Origin of the sequence: Corynebacterium sp. SA-MJD20WY100, assembly GCF_039822565.1 — a bacterium.
GTDB lineage: Bacteria > Actinomycetota > Actinomycetes > Mycobacteriales > Mycobacteriaceae > Corynebacterium > Corynebacterium phoceense_A.
In genome coordinates, this window is record NZ_JBCJKS010000002.1 from 126190 (window position 1) to 141590 (window position 15401).

The window sequence follows — 15401 nt, forward strand, 5'->3', positions numbered from 1 at the left end:
GCCCCAAGTGTAGCCCCCATGTTCGGCGAACCGAACACGCGACGGCCCGGCGCCACACTTAGTCAGCGTCTTTGTGGCGAGCTTTCAGCTATTCCCCAGGCTGTCCAGGCTCCCGAGCGTCGTTCGCGTCCGCGTCGTCCGCATCCGGGACGACGTGGAGATGCGCGCGCCGCGCCGCCCGCACGTCCGCCACGCGCCGCATGCGGAAGACCGGGTGATTAGACCGCGCCGGATCCGCACCATCAAAGGTGGGCTCGTAGTCGATGGGATCGCGCGCGCCCTCATCGTTTACTTCATCCGTGACGCGTCCACCGGCACCAACGGCCTCGGCCAACGCCAGGAGATCATCGTCATCATCAAGCTCCACGCGGTCCACGCGTAAAAGCTCCCAGCCATGCGGCGCAGTAATCCGCGAGGAGTGGTGTTCGCACAGGTCCCAGCTGTGCGGATCTTTCTCCTCGCTCAGGGGACCCACGACGGCGGTTTGCTCCGCGTAGGCATACGTGAGCGTTGCTACGGCAGGGCGGCCGCAGCCAGGACGCGAGCAGTGTCGTTCGGCGGGTCGTTGGTGAGTCACGGTCCCTTAGTCTAGTGCCCGCCGGCCCAAAGTTGGGCAGGCCCGCGCACGGCGTGGTTGCCTCCGCGACGCGTGTGCGCCGCCTACAATCTACGGCCATGACCACCGCGCGCCCCCACATTCGCCCGTTCCGTGACCGGCGTGGACGCGGCGCGCGCGGGCCCCTTCTCCCCCAGCAGAGCCCGCGCTTCCGCAGCCGCTCCGAGCTTTTCGATGCCGCCGTGCTTGAGGCTTACGCACCCCTCCAGAATTCCTATGCCCGGGAGCTCTCCGGCGTGGACATCGCCGTCGACACCGTGCCACGCATGCGACTGCGAGCCGATATGACGGTTCTGCCGGACGAAATCATCGCTGACGGCCCAGTGCCGCTGGGACGTCTGCTTCCCGCCGGTGTCGACGCCCAAGGACGGCCCACACGCGCCCGCTTCGTCGTTTTCCGCATGCCCATTGAGGAGCGCACCACCAACCATGCCGAGCGCGCAGAGCTGCTGTCCACCGTGCTCACCGCGCTCGTGGCGACGTACCTCAACGTCGAGCCGCAGGATATCGACTCTCGGTTCAACTGGTAAAGATCGCGCTCTAGCAAGCCGCAGAAAAACCCGAAAATCCCCACTTAGGGGACCTTCACCATCACGCTCGCCGAGAGACGAGCGCTTTTTAAGCCGCGTACGCGGGCGTTTAGCCTATTTGGCGCTTGAGGCGGCGCCGTTCGCGGTCCGAGAGCCCGCCCCAAATTCCAAAGCGCTCGTCGTGTTCGAGTGCGTATTCCAAGCACTCATCGCGCACTGCGCAGGCTTGGCAGATGCGTTTTGCCTCACGCGTCGAGCCGCCTTTCTCCGGGAAGAAAGCTTCCGGGTCGGTCTGCGCGCACAGCGCCTGGTCTTGCCACTCTTGCTCAACAGCGCCAAAGAGTTCATCCAACGACAGCGCCGCCGCAGCAGCGCCACGGAGATTGGCGTTATTAGCCATGTCGTCCACGCCGCTTTCCTTTCTCCGTTGGTCGTGTCCGCCACGGGCTGCGCCTATAACGCGCCTGGGGGACCTTGTTCTAATTTCAAGGGCGGCGGGGGCTCTTCCTTCCACTGACGGTGATGTCGATGGAGGGTCACTGCTCCCGCCGCGCTTTCTTACACACTTGTGATTTAACCTGCCGGCACTAAATATCGTCAACCTGCGGGAGCTGTTTTTTACCTGAGAACCACGAACGCGCAGCTCGTTTTTAACATCCGCCACTTTGATCACAATAAAACCACCCAGGGGGCAAAAGCCGGGGGTACTACATCTAGTGGTGGCAAAGATCGGCACTCACAATTTCACACAATCCTCGGCGTGTCGCACCACTGCGCCGAAAAATTTTCCCCTCTTTCGACACGCAGCCCGCGACGCACACAAGGCCCAACCCGCAGCTACAGGATTGGGCCTTTGCATCGCCGCGCCCGCACACCGGGCTAGGCGTTTTAGGCGTCAGAGCTAAAGCGCACGCCGGCGTCCGGAATCTGTACGCCCGGAAAGACGCGCATGCCGCCCTGCAGCTCGCAGCGCGCACCAATGGTGGCGCCTTCGCCGATGACGCAATTGTCGATGTGCGCGTTCGCACCCACGTGGACGCCCGAGGCGAGGATGGAGTTCGTGATGACGGCGCCCGGCTCGATGGTCACTCCGTCAAAGACAACGGTGCCGTCGATGCGGCAGCCCGCGCCGATCTCCGAGCCGCGTCCCACCGCGGTACCCGAGAGCAGCAGCACGCCACCGGCGATCCCCGCCGAGGGATCGACGAAGGACTCGCCGGTGTGGCCCTCAAGGAGCGGCGACGGCGCAATGCCACGCACGATATCGGACGAGCCACGCACGAAATCATCCGGGCGGCCCATATCGCGCCAGTAGGAGTTGTCCACGTGGCCGAAGACGCGCTTGCCTGCCTCAAGCAACTGCGGAAAGGTCTCGCGCTCCACGGAGACCACGCGGTCGGCCGGGATGGACTCGATGAGTTCCTTCTTGAACACGTAGCAGCCCGCGTTGATCTGGTTCGTGGGCGGATCCTCGGTCTTTTCCAAGAACGCCGTGACCTGGCCGTTGGAATCCGTGGGCACGCAACCAAAGGCGCGCGGATCGGAGACGTTGAGAAGGTGCATGGTGAGATCTGCATCCTTCTCCTCGTGCGTGGCGAGGATGCCATTCAAGTCCATGCCAGAGAGCACATCGCCGTTGAAGACCATGACGGTGCCATGGCGCAGCTTGTCGTAGACGTTGCGAATGCCGCCGCCGGTGCCCAGAGCGGTCTCCTCGACGACGTACTCAATGTCGAGCCCGAGGTCCGAACCGTCGCCGAAGTATTCTTCGAAGACCTCGGCCTTAAACGACGTGGACAGTACGACGTGCTCGATGCCCGCGGACTTGATGCGCGCCAGCAAGTGCTGGAGGAACGGGTAGTTCGCCGTGGGCAGCATCGGCTTTGGCGTACTGATTGTCAAGGGGCGCAGACGCGTACCGCGGCCACCCACGAGGATGACTGCATCTACTGCAGGAGCAACCATGAAATAAAAAATCCTTGTCTTCAGGGATGTCTATCGCGAAAGAGTCTAGCCCTTTCGCGCCGTAGCAACGGCGTAGCACGCCCGCAGACGCAGTCCTATTTTGAGAGCCCAGCGCACAGGTGCCTGCCACCATGCTGGATGACGGTCCGCCTGGAAGCGATAGGCCGAGTCGTGATGAGCACGCAGCATGGCGCCCGCATGCGCCTGCGTGGAGTGCCCTTTGGCGTGCGTGATGATGGCCTCGGGACAAAAGACGTTCTCCCAGCCCGCCCGCGTAAAGCGGTCGCCCAAGTCAACGTCTTCGAGGTACATGAAGTAGCGCTCGTCGAAGCCGCCGATGGCCTCAAACGCATCCCAGCGCACGAGCACGCACGATCCCGACAGCCAGCCGGTAATGCGTTGGTGCGTCATGTCCGCGTCATTGCGGTAGGCCTTCGACCACGGATTGGACGGCCACACGGTACCGAAGAGCGCATGGCCGATGCCGGTGGTCAGCGTAGGAATGGCGCGGGCGGACGGGTAATTCGTGCCATCCGGCTCCACGATGCGCGGCCCCACCGCCGCCGCGCGCGGCCAGGCCTCCGCGCAGGCGATGAGCGCGTCGAGCGACCCGTCCCCGAAGGTGACGTCAGGGTTGGTAATGAGGAAGAAGTCATCGCGAATAACTCCCTCGGCAGCGAGCTCGCGCAGGCGCGCGGCGCCCGCGTTCATGCCGCCGCCGTAACCGATGTTTCCGCCCGTGTCGAGGAGCTCAACGTTGGGGCGCTGGGCCGCGGCGGCCTGAGGGACGCCATCGGTGGAGCCATTATCGGCGAGGACCACGACGGCATCGGCAGCCGTGGCGCCGGGCAGTGAATCCAGACATGCGGCAAGGTAGTCCCCCGGTGAGAATGTCACCGTGACTACTCCTAATGGCCGCTGCGACCCCGCGTGTGCATGTTTCACAATGCGGACAACTCTACACTGCACGGCACCGATCTAATACGTGACAATCGCCATGTCCGTTAAAAAGATCGGGTCCCACTCGCCTACACTGCTTCACAGTTCACCTTGTCTACCTTTTCTAGAGAAAGCGATCCTCCGTGAGCCCTGACACGCCACGCCCCGTGCGCGATATTAAACCCGCGCCGACTCGGGCTCGCAGCCTCACCCAAGCCGGTTCCACCTCCCTCAAAGTGGTACTAGCCGTCGTCGCCGTGCTCGTCATGCTCGTCTCCGGCACCGGCTATGCCTTCGTGGGACGCCTCGGTGGCGAACTCGGATCCATCGACAACCTGTCGCTGGGCGCCGGCGGCAAGGGATTTAAAGACGGCAATAACGCAGACGGCGCCATGGATATCCTCCTCGTCGGTTCCGACTCCCGCGTCGATGCTCAAGGCAATACGCTCAGTCAATCCGAGCTCGACGCCCTGCATGCGGGCGTCGATGATGGCGAGCACAACACGGACACCATCATGGTCATCCGTATCCCCAACGATGGTTCCCGTGCCAGCGCCATCTCCATCCCGCGCGACACCTACGTCAACAACGGGCCTGAGTACGGCAACATGAAGATCAACGGCGTCTTCTCTGCCCACGAGTCCGCGCGCAAGGATGAACTGGCTGCCGAAAACCTCGTAGCCGAGCAGGCTGGTGAGAAGCCCAAGTACACCGACAAGGAAGTCGCGGCCGAAGGCACGGCTGCCGGCCGCGCGGCACTCCTTGAGCAGGTCCGTGACCTCACCGGCATTGAGATCGACCACTACGCCGAAATCGGCCTCGTGGGTTTCGTGCTGCTCACCGAGGCCGTGGGCGGCGTCGACGTCTGCCTCAACGCACCGGTGCACGAGGAACTGTCTGGCGCGGACTTCCCCGCCGGGCAGCAAACCTTGAACGGCGCTCAGGGCCTAGCCTTCGTGCGCCAGCGCCACGAGCTCCCCCGCGGAGACCTCGACCGTATCGCCCGCCAGCAAGCCTTTACCGCCTCCCTCGTGTCCAAGCTTCTGTCCTCGGACACGCTGACGAATCCGTCCAAGCTCTCCAAGCTGTCCACCGCCGTCGAGCGCTCCGTGAGCTTCGATTCCGGCTGGGACATCATGAGTCTGGCGAGCCAGCTCTCCGGCCTGGCCGGCGGCAACGTCACGTTCAACACCATCCCCGTGACCTCCATCGACGGCCAAGGCGACTACGGCGAGTCCATCGTCACCGTCGACGTCGCCGAGGTGCACCGCTTCTTCGACGATCTTGCCAAGTCCTCGGAAGAGACAAGCGAATCCGCCACGCCCTCGGCCACCGACACGGGCGAAAAGCCCGTCGCGGATAACCTCGAGATCCACGTCCTCAACGCAGGCGACGTCAGTGGCCTGGCCGGTGGCGTGGGTTCCTGGCTGGAAGAAGTCGGCTACACCGTCGCCCGCACCGCCAACGCCGACCCGGGTATCTACTCCGAGTCCCAGGTTGTCGCCGCTGACCCCGAGTCTGAGACCGCCAAGAAGTTCGCTGAGCAGCTCGGCGGCCTGCCCATTACGGCCAACGCCAACCTCGACGAGAACACGCTCATCGTCGTCACCGGCAATGACTACAACGGTCCCTCCGACCAGGCGCAGACGGATGCCTCCGCCGCAGAAGACAGCACCGCCGAGGCGCCGGTTGGCACCCCGGGCGCCGACTTCGGTACCGCTGAGGTCTCCCCGGAGATCAGCGCTGGCGGGGATTCCCCCCGCTGCGTGAACTAACCGCATCGCGCACAAAGAAAACGCCGAAGGCGCCGAACTCCTCACGGGGTCGGCGCCTTCGGTGTCTCTATCTCTCTCAAGGTGTCCCCTCCGAGCGGCACTTAATGCCGCCCGCGCGGTGTCTCACGCCGCGTTGCCCCGGGACCGAGGTCATACGCTCGCCTCAGCGGCGAACGCATGCCACAGAGTATGGCTCTCGATTCTGGACGCGAGCTTATTCGCGGCTTCGTTTTCGTCTCCGATTCGCTGATAGAACAGTCAACATTCTGCAGAAGCTAGCCGCGGACCCAGCACAGCGCCGCTCGCTTCACTTTCGAGCGCGATAGGCCTCATTTTCATCAATCTCCCCTGCAACGCGCCCGATATTCACGCCCCCGGAAAACCCCAGTTAGGGCACTACGAAAACTAAAGGGTCCCCGTCGCCTGCCTCGGGGGGAGGGCGGCAACGGGGACCGAAATGCAAGGTGGGGCTTCCGAGCAACTCGGGGGGGGTGAATGCCCGGCGCCGCACTGCCTTGCACACACAGAATATCGCACCACTTAGAAAAGTGCGACATTGGCACTCTGAGCTGGGATTTTGTACGCTTCGCACAGCACACGTATAGAGCGCGACACCCACATTACAGGCGTGAGGTCACCTTCTCATTGTCCGCAATGACATCGAGCCGCTCGGCCTCGGTCAGCCCCGCCACGACAACGGCAGATCCGCCGCCTGCCAACGGCGCGAGGACAGCGTCGTTAAACGTCGCGTTATCCACCCACCCCGTAGACAGCAGACGATGCTCCTGTGGGATTGACACGACCTCGTCCAACGCCGGGGCGTCGCCCATGTACTGGTCCCCGTAGAAACGCACCGTCGGCCCAAAGTCGAGCGCGCCGGCGGGCAGCTCCCCGCCGGTCTCCGTGACGCCACGGCCAAAGGGGTCATCGTTGACCACTACCACGTCACCGCTATGTTCCGGCGCACGCTCTGGCGAGGCAAACGTGACCTCCGGGCCGACCTCCGTGTCGTCCGTGAATTCGTAGTTCACGCGCGCGGCAAGCGCTCCCAACGCAATGACGGCCGCCTGCCAGCTCACTGGCACATCGATGACAATCGTGTCTCCGGGCGCTAGCTCGAGCTCCTCTTCGAGCATGTTGGCGATCTTGCACGCCCAGTTGTCGAGAGTCTGGGCCGAGAAGTCCATGCGTGCGCCTGTGGCCTCGTTGTAGACCGTAAGACGCGGCGAAGATGGATCGCGTTCCAACAGAGTGTGCAGCAGTTTCATGGCCGCCCATCCTACCCGCCCGTCGCGCGCCGAGTTGTCCGGCATAATCGGTGTCATGATGTCCCAGACCAGCCCCGCTTGTGACCGCACAGGTTCGCTCACCGTCGTCGGTTCTATCAACGCCGATCTCTTCGTCCGCGCCGCGCGTCACCCGCAACCGGGCGAGACACTCATGGGCTCCGGCGGCGAGGTTCTCGCCGGCGGCAAGGGGGCCAATCAGGCCGTCGCGGCTGCACTCCAGGGCGCCCATGTCACCTTCGTCGGCGCGGTGGGCGATGACGCCTACACGCAGCCTGCCCTGCGCTACCTCGAATCCTCGGGCGTCGATCTCACCCACGTCGCCCGGCTCAAGGACACGACGACCGGCCTGGCGGTATGCACCGTCTCCGATGACGGCGAAAACACCATCATCGTCATCCCCGGCGCGAATGCCCACGTCGACGCCACTTTCGTCAATGATCGTGCCGAGGCCATCGCCGATGCTGACATCGTGCTGCTTCAAGGCGAAATCCCCGCAGACGGCTTCCACGCCGCCATTAACGCCGCTCGCAACGCCCGTGTCATCGTCAACCTCGCCCCCGTCGTTGAGGTCGACCGCGACGCGCTACTCAAAGCCGACCCCATCATCGCCAACGAGCACGAGGCTGGTCTTATCCTCGAGCAACTCGGCAGCCCAGCCACCAGCGAGGATCCCCATGACCTCGCGCAGGCTCTCCTCGACGCTGGCTTTGCCTCCGTGGTGCTCACGCTCGGCTCCCGCGGCGCCCTCGTCGCCGACTCCGAGGGACTCACGGACATCGCGACGCCGCACGTTACGCCCGTCGACACGACCGGCGCGGGCGATGCCTTCGCCGGCGCGCTTTGTACCCAGCTCCTCACCGGAGCCGAGCTTGCCGATGCCGCCCGCCATGCCGCCCGCGTCGGCGCCCAGGCCACGCTCACGCACGGCGCCCAGCCCTCCTATCCGGACCGCGACGCTGAGCTACCCAGCGTCTAATCCCGCACCCGCCTCGCCCTCCACCGCACCTCCTCTTCACCTGTCCTTAGGTACAGTGGCGGCCACATTTCCCTCCGCCTACCGTCACCCGAGGAGAGACCATGACGCCCCCGCCCGCAATCCCCACCACCCCGCGCATCATCGACGCCGAGACCATCGCGGCCCACGTCCGCCCGCGCGACGCCGTCGACACGCTGCGCCGTGTCCTGCGCGAGGGATTCGACCCTGCCGCCGACCACGCACGCACGGCAGTCCCCACGGAAAACGGCGAGTTCCTCCTCATGCCGTCTACCTCGTCCACCGCGTTTGGCATCAAGCTGCTCTCGGTCGCGCCCGAAGGCTACAACCCCGATCTGCCCCGTATCCAAGGCACCTACGCGTTCTTCGACGGCGAGACGTTGAGTCCCTCCGCGTTCATCGACGGGATTACGCTCACCAATCTGCGCACGCCCGCCGTGTCTGTCGCCTGCATTCTTGACCTGCTCACCGCTTCCTCGGAGCCCCTCGATGCCGTCATCTTCGGCGCCGGCGTGCAGGCCGACGCACATGCGGCCACGCTACGTGACACCCTCGAGGACACGCGTCCCGTCCGCACAACTTTTATCAGCCGCACCGATCCCGGTGACGGACGCGCCTGGCACGCTGCCGGGTCCGCCGAGGCCCAGTCCGCCACCGCCGGCGCTGAGCTTATTATCACCACGACCACGGCGGCCGAGCCCATCCTCGACGCCGCCGACGTGCGCCCCGATGCCCTCGTCGTCGCGGTCGGTTCTCACTCTCCCGACGCCCGCGAGCTGCCCAGCGAGCTCATCTCCGCCGCCCAAGTCATCGTCGAAGACCACGCGGCCACGCTGCGCGAGGGCGGCGACGTCATCCTCGCCATCGCGGACGGTGCTGCCGACGCTTCCGAGTTCCATACCTTCGCCGAGGTCGTCCGCGGCGATGTCGAGCTCCACCGCGACTCCCCCATCGTTTTTAAGTTCACCGGCATGCCGTGGGAAGACCTCGCCGTCGCCGAGGCCATCGCTGCCGCCGTTCCTTCCTAAACGCCCCCCGTTTCCTCCAACGCTCAATTCGCACCACCAAACCCGGCCCGCCCCAAGGCCGGGCTTTTCACGCATCTCGTCCCCTCCTTCCACGGAATCATTGCACACGCACGCATTGTGACGTAGGCTACTCTTCAAACTAATAGCCATTCGCTAAATGGGAGGATTGACCACCATGACTGACATCCATTTCGTCTCCGCCGCACGCTTACCCATTGGAAAATTCGGCGGCTCGCTGGCACGTTTCAGCCTGGAGGACCTCGGAGTCACGGCGGCCAAAGCTGCGATTGAGCGTTCGGGGTTTGCGGCCGCGGATCTCGACTCCGCCGTCATCGCCAACGTCCTGCCCGTCATTCCCAGCGACTTGTACATCTCCCGCAAAATTGCGCTGGGCGCGGGCATGGAGGACTCCTCCATCGCAATGAACGTCAATCGTCTCTGCGGTTCCGGCGTCCAAGCCATTATCTCCGCGGCGCAGCAGCTGCGCGACGGGGACGCCACGGTCGCACTCGCGGGCGGCGTCGAGTCCATGTCCAATGCTCCGTACTCCGTCGAAGGCGCACGTTTTGGCAAGCGTATGGGCGAGGGCAAGCTCTATGACTGGCTCACCGGAGCACTGTCCTGCCCGTTCGGCACCGGACACATGGGAGTCACAGCCGAGAACGTCGCCTCTGACCATGGCGTCACCCGCGAGCGCCAGGACGAGTTCGCGGCCGAGTCGCAGCGCCGTGCGGCCGCCGCGCGCGACGCGGGACTTCATACCGAGGAAATCGTGCCCATCGAGACGAAGAAAGGCACGTTCGACCACGACGAGCACATCCGTGAGACCACCCCGGAGGCACTCGCTGGACTCACACCCGCCTTCCAGAACGACGGCACTGTCACCGCCGGCAACGCCTCCGGCATCAACGACGGCGCCGCTGCGGTCGTGCTCACCACGGGCGAGGAGCTCGAGAAGCGCGGACTGAAGTCGTTTGGCAAGCTCGTAAGCTGGGGCATCGGCGGCGTCGATCCCACGCGCATGGGGCTGGGCCCTGTCGCGGCCGTGCCGAAGGCCCTGGAGAAGGCAGGACTCAGCCTCGACGACGTTGATCTCATCGAGTCCAACGAGGCCTTTGCCGCCCAGGCGCTCGCGGTCCAAGACCAGCTGGGCTTTGACCCCGCCAAGACGAATATCTACGGCGGCGCCATCGCCCACGGCCACCCCGTCGGCGCCACGGGTGCCATCCTCACCACGAAGATGCTCTACGCGCTGCGCCGCGAGGGCAAGCGCTACGGCCTGGTCACCATGTGCATCGGCGGCGGTCAGGGCATCGCCATCATCATCGAGAATGAGGAGGTCAAGTAAATGGCTATCCAGAAAGCCGCCGTCCTTGGCGCAGGCTCCATGGGTGCCGGCATCGCCGCGCTCTTAGCCTCCGCCGGAATCGACGTCCTACTCTTCGACATCACGCGCGAGGGCGCGCAGAAGGGCATTGACATCCAGGTAAAACGCAAGGGCTTCTACCACCCGTCGCACGTGGAGAATATTCGCCCGGCCGTCACGGGCGAGGACCTCCAGCTCCTCGAAGACCGGGACTGGGTCATCGAGGCCATCTTTGAAGACTTAGACGCCAAGCACGACCTCTACGCGCAGGTCGAGCCGCACCTCAAAGACGGCGCGCTGCTCACATCGAATACATCGACGCTGCCGCTGGCGCGACTTCTCGAAGGCATCACTCGCCCCGAGACCTTCGCGATTACGCACTTTTTTAATCCGCCCAAGATCATGCGCCTGGTCGAGCTTGTCGCCACTAACGACGACACGGCTGCGACGCTGCGCCTGGCCATCGAGCAACAGCTGGGCAAGATCGCCCTCGACTGCCGCGACACCCCGGGCTTTATCGCCAACCGCGTGGGCTGCTACTGGCTGGCCGCTGGCGTGTTTACCGCCCGCGAGCACGGCGTGAGCTACGAGCTTGCCGATGCCGCCTTTGGCCGCGCGTTCGGCATCCCCCGCACCGGAGTCTTTGGCTTGCTCGACTACATCGGCCTCCAACTCGTCGCGCCCATCTGGGGCAGTCTCGACGCTGCGCTCCCCCAGGGTGACCGCATCTTCGACGTGCCGCTGGGCCGCGACGAATTCATCGCAGGCCTCGTCGAGCGCGGGCTTACCGGACGCACCGGCGAGGGCGGTTTCTACCGCGGTCGCGACGAGTCGGTGCGCGAAGACTACTCCTATGGCCCGCGCGTGCAGCCGGACGATCCTGTCGTGGGGCTCAAGAACCCGCGCGAGGTCATGGACACCGACTCCCCCGGCGGCCGGTTCGCGCGCGATCTCTTCCTCGCGACGCTGCGCTATTGCTGCGAGGTTGCCCGGGATATCGCAGACCACGTGGGGCTTATCGACGACGGCCTCAAGCTCGGCTTCGGTTGGAAGAAGGGCATCTTCGAGCTGGCCGATGCCGTCGGTCACGAGTGGCTCGTCGCGGCTTTCGCCGCGTCGGAAGGCGGAGTGCCGGCGCTGGTGGAGGCGGCATCGGAAGGCTTTTACCCAGCTGCAGGCCAGGTGCTCTCCTCGACGGGCAATCCCGTCGAGCTGCCGGAGCGCCCCGGCGTGTTAACACTCGCGGGGCTCCGCGCGGCAGGGGCCACGGCGGTGCTCGAGCACGAGGCCGGGACCTTGCACCGCGTCGACGCCAGGGGACGCGGGATCGGCATCATCGACCTCCATACGCCACTCAACTCCCTACCCACGACAGGGCTTGCATTCCTCCGCGTCTGCGTGGAGCACGCGGCCGAGGCAGAGGATATCGACGCACTCGTGATCGGCAACGACGAGGCGCGTGCGTTTAGCGCCGGCGCTGATCTGTCTACCATCGCCAAGGCCGCGGCATCCGGGGATGCCGAACGCGTACGAGGTCTCATTCGCGACGGCTCCGAGACCATGCGGGCCCTGCGTTTCGCTCCCGTGCCCGTCGTGGGCGCGGTGCGCGGCGTGGCCTTAGGCGGCGGCTGCGAACTGGCGCTGGCCTGCGACCGCCTCCTCATTCACGCCGCTACCAAGGTTGGCTTCCCGGAACGCAACGTGGGTCTCTACCCCGGCTGGGGAGGCTCCGTCGCCATGCTCGAGCACAACCTGGAGGCTGGCCACGCCGATGCGCACCAGCGCGCCTTCGACTTCATTGCCTCCGCGACTCCCGCGCCGAACGCCTATTTCGCCCGCGACGTGGACGCCGTGCGCAAAAGCGATGTCATCCTCATGTCCCCTGACCACGTTCTTGCCCGCGCCATCGAGGAAGCCGCCGCGCTGGCTGAGGGGTACACGCCCCGCACGGACGTCTCGCTACCGCTCTACTCCGGCCAGCCGCCGCTCGACGCCGCCTGGCCGCTCGAGGACACGACGGACAATGACCACGCCATCGTGGCGCAGCTCGCCAAGGTCTACACCGCGGGCTCGCTCGACGAGCAGGAGGCCGCCGGCGACGCGAACGGCGCGGCCACGCTCTCCTACTCAGAACTCAGCGACCGTGAGGTCGAGCTCGATGTCCCCGTCCTGCTCTGGCCCGCCAACGTGGAACGCTCCGCGCACATGGCGCGCACGCGCACACCGCTGCGCAACTAAGCGGCGCGGTCCGTCTGCTCGGCGACAACGATAGCCACAACGTCCGAATAAGGCCTCAAAATTTTGAGATCCACGGTCTTATTCGGACGTTGTGGCTATTTTCGGTGGATTCGACTCGTTAGACTATCGGCGTGTCTGACTCTCCCGAAATCTCTGCATCCACGCTCTCGTCGCGCGCCAGGACCATCGTCCTCACGGTGGCGCTGCTCAACCTCGCGGGCTGTCTCGTCGAAGCGAGCATCGCCGCGGTCATCGGCTCGGCCTCGCTGTTCGCGGACGCGGCGGACTTCCTCGAGGACTTCCTCATCAATATTCTGGTCGTCACGGCGCTGGGGTGGTCGCTCGCGAGCCGCCGTAAGGCCAGCTACGTGCTGGCTGGACTCATTCTTATTCCGGCAGTCTCGGCGATCGGCATGGCCATCTGGAAGATGGTGACTCACGAGCCGCCGGAGGCCCTCGCCCTGTCGGCGACGGCCGTGGGCGCCATGATCATCAATCTCGTCTGCGCCCTGCTGCTCGCTCAACTGCGTAGCGCGGGCAGCGCGCTCACCCGCGGCGCGTGGCTCGCTGCGCGCAATGACGTGGCGGCCAACCTGCTCATCCTCGCCGCCGGCGTGGTCACCCTGTTCTGGTTCAGCGCATGGCCGGACATCGTGGTGGGCCTTGTCGTCGGCGTCATCAACCTGCGCGCAGCGAATGAGGTCTTCGAGCAGGCACGCGCCGAAGACCCCGAGTTGGAAGAAGACTAATTACTTGTACGCCGAGAAGCCCGTGATCTTCTTGCCCATAATGAGCGACTGGACGGTGTCCGTGCCCTCATAGGTGTGCATGGCCTCGATATCGGCGAAGTGGCGAGCAATGTGATTATCGAGCAGGATGCCCACGCCGCCGAGCATGTCGCGGGCATCGGCAGCAATGCGGCGCGCGGCGCGGGTGTTGTGGAGCTTAGCCATGGACGCCTGCTCTGGGGCGAGCGTGCCCTCCTCCTCGCGAGTGGAGGCCTCGCGACACAGGAGCATCATTTGGCTGAGATCGAGCGCCATGTTGGCGAGGCGCTGCTGGATAATCTGTGCCTTGGCGAGCTCGCGGCCGAATTGCTGGCGCTCGAGAACGTACTCGCGTGCCATTTCGTAGCAGGCGACGGCCGACCCCAGGGCCATCCACGCCACGCCAATGCGCGTCGCGGTGAGCACACGCGCGGTGTCTTTGAAGCTCTTTGCGTTGGGCAGCTGATTCGCGGCTGGCACGCGGCAGTCTGTGAGCGTGATGTGCGCTTGGTGGATGGCGCGCAGCGAGAGCTTGTTCTCGATGACGGTCGCTGAATAGCCCGGGGTGTCCTGCGGAACAATGAAGCCGGAGACGTCGCCGGACTCAAGGCGGGCGTAGACGATGGTGATGCCGCCAGAGGCTCCGTTGCCGATCCACTTCTTCTCGCCGTTGAGGATGAACTCATCACCGTCGCGGACGGCAGTCGTCTCCAAGGCGATGGAATCCGAGCCGTGATTCGGTTCTGTGAGCGCAAACGAGCCAAGCAGCGAGCAGTCGGCCATGTCGGATAGGTACTTTTTCTTCTGCTCGTCAGAGCCGAGCATCGCAATCGACCGCATGGCCAGGCCCGCCTGGACCGCAATGACCGTGCCCATCGAGGCGTCGATGCGCGTGACTTCCATGAGCGCCAAACCTGCCCCTAACGAGGACATATGCTCATGACCGTCGACCTTAAGACCGTCCGTCATGACGTCCTTCTCGCCCAGTAGGCGCACGAGGTCGAGCGGGTACTCCGCCTTCTGCCAGTGCTCGTTGATGACGGGGAGGCAGGCGTCGCGGAAGGAGGCCGCGCGGGACCATGTGGCGGCATCGGCAGCCGTGATGCCGTCGAAGACGCCCAGGAAATCGGTTGTAGACTCAAAAAGGTTGTGTGACATGACGCCTCCCGGCACGCTCGTGTACGAATGATTATTAGTTTGATATTGTGACGGGCACAACACACCCTGTCAAGCGCTCGACCCATTTTCCTATCCAGAAAGGCAGCCCGCGCCATGGCCAATCAGAAACGCCGCGACCAGATCTCCGCCGCAGCTCTCGCCCTCTTCGATGAGCGCGGCTACCACGCTACGGGCATGGAAGACATAGCGAAGGCGGTAGGCATGCGCGCCTCCAGCCTCTACAACCACTTCCACTCCAAGCAGGAAGTCCTCGCGGACATCTCAATCACCGCCATGGAAGACATGCTGCGCGCCAACGCGGCGGCACTCGCCGGCATCACGGGGCCACGCGAGCGACTCGCAGAAACCATGCGTACGCACATCGTTTACCACACCACGCAGGCCATGCGCGTGCGCGTGCTCACTGCGCACATTTCATCCCTCGAGGAACCGAGCCACTCCATCGTTCTCCAGGCCCGGCGCGATTATGTCGCACGCTGGATGACCGTGGTCAACGAAGGCGTGACGGAGGGAATCTTCAGCGCACCCGACGTAAAAATTGCTTGCTGGGCGCTCATCGACATGGGCCTCGGCGTGGCCAATTGGTACTCGCCAGAAGGCGCGTATTCACCAGAGCAACTGGGCGAGATGTACGCCCAGTTTGCCCTACGCCAGCTAGAAACCCCCTAGATTCAGGTCACATTTTCTGAAAAATTGTGCTTGACGCCACACCAGA

The 15401-nt window shown here is 64.6% G+C and carries 14 protein-coding genes; 8 read left to right on the forward strand and 6 right to left on the reverse strand.

Annotated features, from left to right (window positions below):
- Window positions 1-88 precede the first annotated feature (88 nt).
- Window positions 89-577 carry a DUF3499 domain-containing protein gene (locus tag ABJ196_RS01845; protein ID WP_347304965.1) on the reverse strand — a complete coding sequence of 163 codons (489 nt, stop codon included), beginning with the start codon at window positions 575-577 and terminating at the stop codon, window positions 89-91.
- Window positions 578-675: 98 nt separating this feature from the next.
- Here ABJ196_RS01845 and ABJ196_RS01850 point away from each other — a divergent pair, with 98 nt between their 5' ends.
- The gene (locus ABJ196_RS01850; RefSeq protein ID WP_347304966.1) at window positions 676-1146 is read left to right on the forward strand and encodes a metallopeptidase family protein; all 471 of its coding nucleotides are present in this window, start codon (window positions 676-678) and stop codon (window positions 1144-1146) included.
- A gap of 109 nt (window positions 1147-1255) precedes the next feature.
- Here the strand turns inward: ABJ196_RS01850 and ABJ196_RS01855 are convergent, their stop codons facing one another.
- The 3 genes from ABJ196_RS01855 to ABJ196_RS01865 form a co-directional block, all read right to left on the reverse strand.
- Window positions 1256-1555, reverse strand: coding sequence for a WhiB family transcriptional regulator (locus ABJ196_RS01855; protein ID WP_066485327.1), 300 nt, complete (start codon window positions 1553-1555; stop codon window positions 1256-1258).
- A 479-nt stretch (window positions 1556-2034) separates the two neighbouring features.
- Window positions 2035-3111: an NDP-sugar synthase gene (locus ABJ196_RS01860; protein ID WP_347304967.1), complete on the reverse strand. Its 1077-nt coding sequence runs from the start codon at window positions 3109-3111 to the stop codon at window positions 2035-2037.
- Window positions 3112-3156: 45 nt separating this feature from the next.
- Window positions 3157-4059 carry a glycosyltransferase family 2 protein gene (locus ABJ196_RS01865; RefSeq protein WP_347305023.1) on the reverse strand — a complete coding sequence of 301 codons (903 nt, stop codon included), beginning with the start codon at window positions 4057-4059 and terminating at the stop codon, window positions 3157-3159.
- Window positions 4060-4316: 257 nt separating this feature from the next.
- Here ABJ196_RS01865 and ABJ196_RS01870 point away from each other — a divergent pair, with 257 nt between their 5' ends.
- Window positions 4317-5825: an LCP family protein gene (locus ABJ196_RS01870; RefSeq protein WP_347305024.1), complete on the forward strand. Its 1509-nt coding sequence runs from the start codon at window positions 4317-4319 to the stop codon at window positions 5823-5825.
- A 620-nt stretch (window positions 5826-6445) separates the two neighbouring features.
- On the opposite strand, the gene ABJ196_RS01875 is transcribed toward ABJ196_RS01870, so the two are convergent.
- Window positions 6446-7093 carry a TIGR03089 family protein gene (locus ABJ196_RS01875; protein WP_347304968.1) on the reverse strand — a complete coding sequence of 216 codons (648 nt, stop codon included), beginning with the start codon at window positions 7091-7093 and terminating at the stop codon, window positions 6446-6448.
- Between the two features lie 58 nt (window positions 7094-7151).
- On the opposite strand from ABJ196_RS01875, the gene ABJ196_RS01880 reads away from it, so the two are divergent.
- The 5 genes from ABJ196_RS01880 (at window position 7152) to ABJ196_RS01900 (ending at window position 13489) form a co-directional block, all read left to right on the forward strand.
- Complete coding sequence (locus ABJ196_RS01880; RefSeq protein ID WP_347305025.1) at window positions 7152-8090, forward strand: ribokinase; 939 nt, start codon at window positions 7152-7154, stop codon at window positions 8088-8090.
- 101 nt (window positions 8091-8191) lie between these two features.
- On the forward strand, window positions 8192-9136 hold the full coding sequence (locus ABJ196_RS01885) for an ornithine cyclodeaminase family protein (protein ID WP_347304969.1): 945 nt from the start codon (window positions 8192-8194) through the stop codon (window positions 9134-9136).
- Between the two features lie 175 nt (window positions 9137-9311).
- Entirely contained in the window at window positions 9312-10484 is a 1173-nt protein-coding gene (locus ABJ196_RS01890) for an acetyl-CoA C-acyltransferase (protein WP_347304970.1), read from the forward strand.
- On the forward strand, window positions 10485-12740 hold the full coding sequence (locus ABJ196_RS01895; RefSeq protein WP_347304971.1) for a 3-hydroxyacyl-CoA dehydrogenase/enoyl-CoA hydratase family protein: 2256 nt from the start codon (window positions 10485-10487) through the stop codon (window positions 12738-12740).
- A gap of 131 nt (window positions 12741-12871) precedes the next feature.
- Window positions 12872-13489, forward strand: a complete 618-nt coding sequence (locus ABJ196_RS01900; RefSeq protein WP_347304972.1) for a cation transporter — start codon at window positions 12872-12874, stop codon at window positions 13487-13489.
- Here the strand turns inward: ABJ196_RS01900 and ABJ196_RS01905 are convergent, their stop codons facing one another.
- Complete coding sequence (locus ABJ196_RS01905; RefSeq protein ID WP_347304973.1) at window positions 13490-14665, reverse strand: acyl-CoA dehydrogenase family protein; 1176 nt, start codon at window positions 14663-14665, stop codon at window positions 13490-13492.
- Window positions 14666-14779: 114 nt separating this feature from the next.
- Between ABJ196_RS01905 and ABJ196_RS01910 the strand changes: the two genes are divergently transcribed.
- Entirely contained in the window at window positions 14780-15355 is a 576-nt protein-coding gene (locus ABJ196_RS01910; protein ID WP_066485294.1) for a TetR/AcrR family transcriptional regulator, read from the forward strand.
- Window positions 15356-15401: the final 46 nt, after the last annotated feature.

Excerpts from the sequence above, each read along its gene's own strand:
- ABJ196_RS01850 (WP_347304966.1), top strand. The coding sequence starts at position 676 with ATGACCACCGCGCGCCCCCACATTCGCCCGTTCCGTGACCGGCGTGGA.
- ABJ196_RS01860 (WP_347304967.1), bottom strand. The coding sequence starts at position 3,111 with ATGGTTGCTCCTGCAGTAGATGCAGTCATCCTCGTGGGTGGCCGCGGT.
- ABJ196_RS01870 (WP_347305024.1), top strand. The coding sequence starts at position 4,317 with ATGCTCGTCTCCGGCACCGGCTATGCCTTCGTGGGACGCCTCGGTGGC.
- ABJ196_RS01875 (WP_347304968.1), bottom strand. The coding sequence starts at position 7,093 with ATGAAACTGCTGCACACTCTGTTGGAACGCGATCCATCTTCGCCGCGT.
- ABJ196_RS01880 (WP_347305025.1), top strand. The coding sequence starts at position 7,152 with ATGTCCCAGACCAGCCCCGCTTGTGACCGCACAGGTTCGCTCACCGTC.
- ABJ196_RS01885 (WP_347304969.1), top strand. The coding sequence starts at position 8,192 with ATGACGCCCCCGCCCGCAATCCCCACCACCCCGCGCATCATCGACGCC.
- ABJ196_RS01890 (WP_347304970.1), top strand. The coding sequence starts at position 9,312 with ATGACTGACATCCATTTCGTCTCCGCCGCACGCTTACCCATTGGAAAA.
- ABJ196_RS01895 (WP_347304971.1), top strand. The coding sequence starts at position 10,485 with ATGGCTATCCAGAAAGCCGCCGTCCTTGGCGCAGGCTCCATGGGTGCC.
- ABJ196_RS01905 (WP_347304973.1), bottom strand. The coding sequence starts at position 14,665 with ATGTCACACAACCTTTTTGAGTCTACAACCGATTTCCTGGGCGTCTTC.
- ABJ196_RS01910 (WP_066485294.1), top strand. The coding sequence starts at position 14,780 with ATGGCCAATCAGAAACGCCGCGACCAGATCTCCGCCGCAGCTCTCGCC.